The following is a 3,174-nucleotide window of genomic DNA, read 5'->3' on the forward strand; positions in this document are numbered from 1 at the left end:
GTCAGTCTGTAGAGCGACCATAAGACCAGAACAGAGTAAATCTGTTAAGGCAGGTGCGGAACCCCGCAAGGGAAAGAAGCAGAAACCCAAATCGTGAGGTTTGGGAATCACCGTCCGTTTACGGCGGTGAGGATGTCAAGGAAAGACAAAAGAAGCGATCGTGTGCTAAGTAGGTGGGTGGAATTAAATATAAAATGAACGTAGGTTGGGTTGAAGCATGAAACCCAACGCCCGCTCATGTTACGCTACCGCTAACCCATCCTACAAATAATTGTGCCTACCTACTTAATTATGAGATGAGCGATGCAGGAAGAAAAAGCGATATTTAATATCAACAATACTTTTTATCGACCGGAGAGTAAAATCGTCCGAGATTTAGGAGTTTTAGGGGCGGCAATTGCCCAAAAAGAGCGGGGCAGTTTGCGCGTTTTAGAAGTAATGAGCGGCTCCGGTGTGCGAGCGCTCAGGTATTGGTTAGAAAGTGGTGCGGATTGGCTGTGGGTTAATGATGGTAATCCAGAAATTAAGCCAACTTTAGACGCTAACTTAGAGAGTTTATTACAACAGAAAAAAGGGAAAATAACCTATAAATCTGCTCAAGAAGTTCTCCTAGAATGTTATCTTAAAAAAGACCATTATGATCTAGTTGATATTGATGCTTTTGGTTCTCCTGCATCTCTGTTTAGTGCTATTCCTTTAGCCACTAAAATCGGTGGTTTAATTTATCTAACTAATACCGATGGACGGACGCTAACGGGTCATAATCTAGAAAATAGTTTAGCTGATTATGGAGCCTATGCTCGCAATCATCCGGCTGCCCACGAACAGGGATTAAGATTAATTATCGCTGGTTTGCAATTAGAATCGGCCCGGTTAGGTTTAGGAATTACGCCGATTTTTTCCTTCTTTTTTGGTCAAAGTTATCGGGTGATGGTGCGGTTAACAGCTAATAGACAATTAAATAGTCATAACTACGGTTTTCTCGGTTATTGTCATAGCTGCGGGGAATATCAATCAGTGCCTTGTCCGAAGTTAGGCAAGATAGTTTGTTCTGGGGACGGGCAACCTTTAACCTTAACTGGACCCTTGTGGTTAGGCAGTTTACACGATCGCTTTTATCTAGAAAAGATGGCAGATTTAGCCGCTCAATGGCAGTGGAAAAAGGTAGTTAAATTGTTAGAAATAATGAGGGAAGAAAACGATTTTCCTCCCTATTTTTATAGCTTTCGGGAAATTGGGAGAAGGGGTAAATTAGATTTACCCAAAAGGGAAGATTTAATTGCAGCTCTCTTAGAACAAGGTTATCGAGCCGCTGCCACCCATATTAACCCGCAAGCGTTGAAAACTAACGCTTCTTTAGCCCAATGTATCGCACTGCTCAAGGACTAATTAATTAAGGTTTGCTGAATAAATCTAAAGGCTTTTTAAAAATCAAAAAGTGCCAGTCCTTACAGTGTTCAGGGGGTAAAATTCCGGGACTTTTTCCCTGAAAATTAGGGAAGTGGAATCCCTGGGAATATCGATGTTACAATTAATTATAGCACCCACCGCAAGAGCGATCGAGCAGGGAAAACAATTAATTCCACGGATTAGACAAGAATTACCTAAGGTCAAACAACAGCAAGAACTTTTAGAATTGATAGAGACAATCTTGGTTTATAAGCTACCCCAAGTCAGTAGAAAGGAGATAGAAGCGATGTTTAGTTTAAGTGATTTAAAACAAACTAAAGTGTATCAGGAAGCTTTGGAGTAAGGCAGACAAGAAGCTGAATTAACAGCGTTTATTGGCATTAGGATTAAACTTTGAACAGATAGCACAAGCTTTATCTCGTTATCTCGTTCCCAGGTTCTACCTGGGAACGCTCTCTTCAGGTTCTACCTGAATATTGCTTTAAGGCAGAGCCTTAAATATTGTGTTTCAAGGCAGAGCCTTGAAACAAGGGTTTAAAAATCTCAAAAAAAAAATCGACCCGCCTTAGGGCGGGAGACAAAGGGCAAAAGAGCAAAAGAACAAAGGGTTAAAGTCCTGGGGAGACACACGCAACCCGAAAACCGTTGCTGAAGCCGTTGCCGGGGCTGTCCCAGTCGCGGTAGGCAGAACGACAGTGCCTAGGGTTGTAGTACCAAGAACCGCCGCGCAGACACTTGAGATGAGAACGATTATCATTATTGATAAGCCACGCCGATCCATCCGTCGGCGCTCCGATATAGTTATCGTGCCAATCGTCTTCGCACCACTCCCAAACATTGCCACTCATGTCATAGAGTCCCCAAGCATTGGGCTTTTTCTGGCCCACAGGATGAGTTTTATCCTGAGAATTTCCGCTATACCAAGCGTAATCTCCTGACTGATTAGCATCATCACCGAAATAAAAGCGAGTAGTAGTCCCCGCACGACAGGCATATTCCCATTCCGCTTCCGTGGGTAGGCGATAGGTTTTTCCTGTTATTTGACTCAATTTCTGACAAAAAGCTTGAGCATCATTCCAACTAACCTGTTCTACCGGATTTTGCGGATTGTTTTTAAAATGAGAGGGATTGGTTCCCATTACCGCTTGATATTGTGCCTGAGTGACTGGATATTTCCCAATCGCAAAACTGTTGACTTTAACTTGGTGTGGAGGCTTTTCAGCACTTGCAGCACCAGAATCACTATCAGGAGAACCCATGAGAAATTGACCTGCTGGTAAGCTCACCATCTCTAGTGTTACTACGTTGGATATTTTTTCGGTAAATGGAGTAGGTGAAGCAATCAGGGGTATTGGTGAAACAGGCTTTTTGACTGCTGCCGGTGCTGGTGGAGGTGACGGGGGAGAATTCCATCCCACAGGTTGTAAGGCATTTAAAACCTGTTGTGCTGTCCATCTTTGTTTTCTATCTTTTTGCAAACACCCTTCAATAATCGGTTTAAACTCTTTCGGTAAACTAGGGATTTGTAGCTCACAATTCATCACCTTGGCCATTAATTGATTAATATCATTATTGAACTTATAGGGAAGTTGATTAGTCGTCATTTCGATTAACATAATACCTAATGACCACAGATCCCAAGCTGAGGAAATATCCCCCCTAAAGGCTTCAGGAGGCATATAAATAATTGTACCGCTATTGTGGACGGTTTGAGTGTGGCTTTTGTTATTTAAAGTTCTAATTAAGCCAAAATCTGCTAACTTG

General features: G+C 42.4%; 2 protein-coding genes and 1 pseudogene. 2 read left to right on the plus strand and 1 reads right to left on the minus strand.

Translation table 11 applies throughout. The features are described 5' to 3' along the window. Positions 1 to 303 precede the first annotated feature (303 nt). Positions 304 to 1,389, plus strand: coding sequence for a class I SAM-dependent methyltransferase (locus O9324_RS11615; RefSeq protein WP_288140266.1), 1,086 nt, complete (start codon positions 304 to 306; stop codon positions 1,387 to 1,389). Between the two features lie 100 nt (positions 1,390 to 1,489). Then, positions 1,490 to 1,883 (plus strand): annotated as a pseudogene (locus O9324_RS11620) (DUF2887 domain-containing protein); the annotation flags it as partial. 135 nt (positions 1,884 to 2,018) lie between these two features. Here O9324_RS11620 and O9324_RS11625 read toward each other — a convergent pair. Continuing rightward, on the minus strand, positions 2,019 to 3,174 hold a 1,156-nt coding region (locus O9324_RS11625; RefSeq protein WP_288140267.1), incomplete at its 5' end, for an SUMF1/EgtB/PvdO family nonheme iron enzyme.

It is taken from the genome of Microcystis sp. LE19-84.1B, assembly GCF_027531875.1.
Classification (GTDB): Bacteria; Cyanobacteriota; Cyanobacteriia; order Cyanobacteriales; family Microcystaceae; genus Microcystis; species Microcystis panniformis.

Coding starts and splice junctions, on each gene's coding strand:
- O9324_RS11615 (WP_288140266.1), top strand. CDS start 304: ATGCAGGAAGAAAAAGCGATATTTAATATCAACAATACTTTTTATCGA.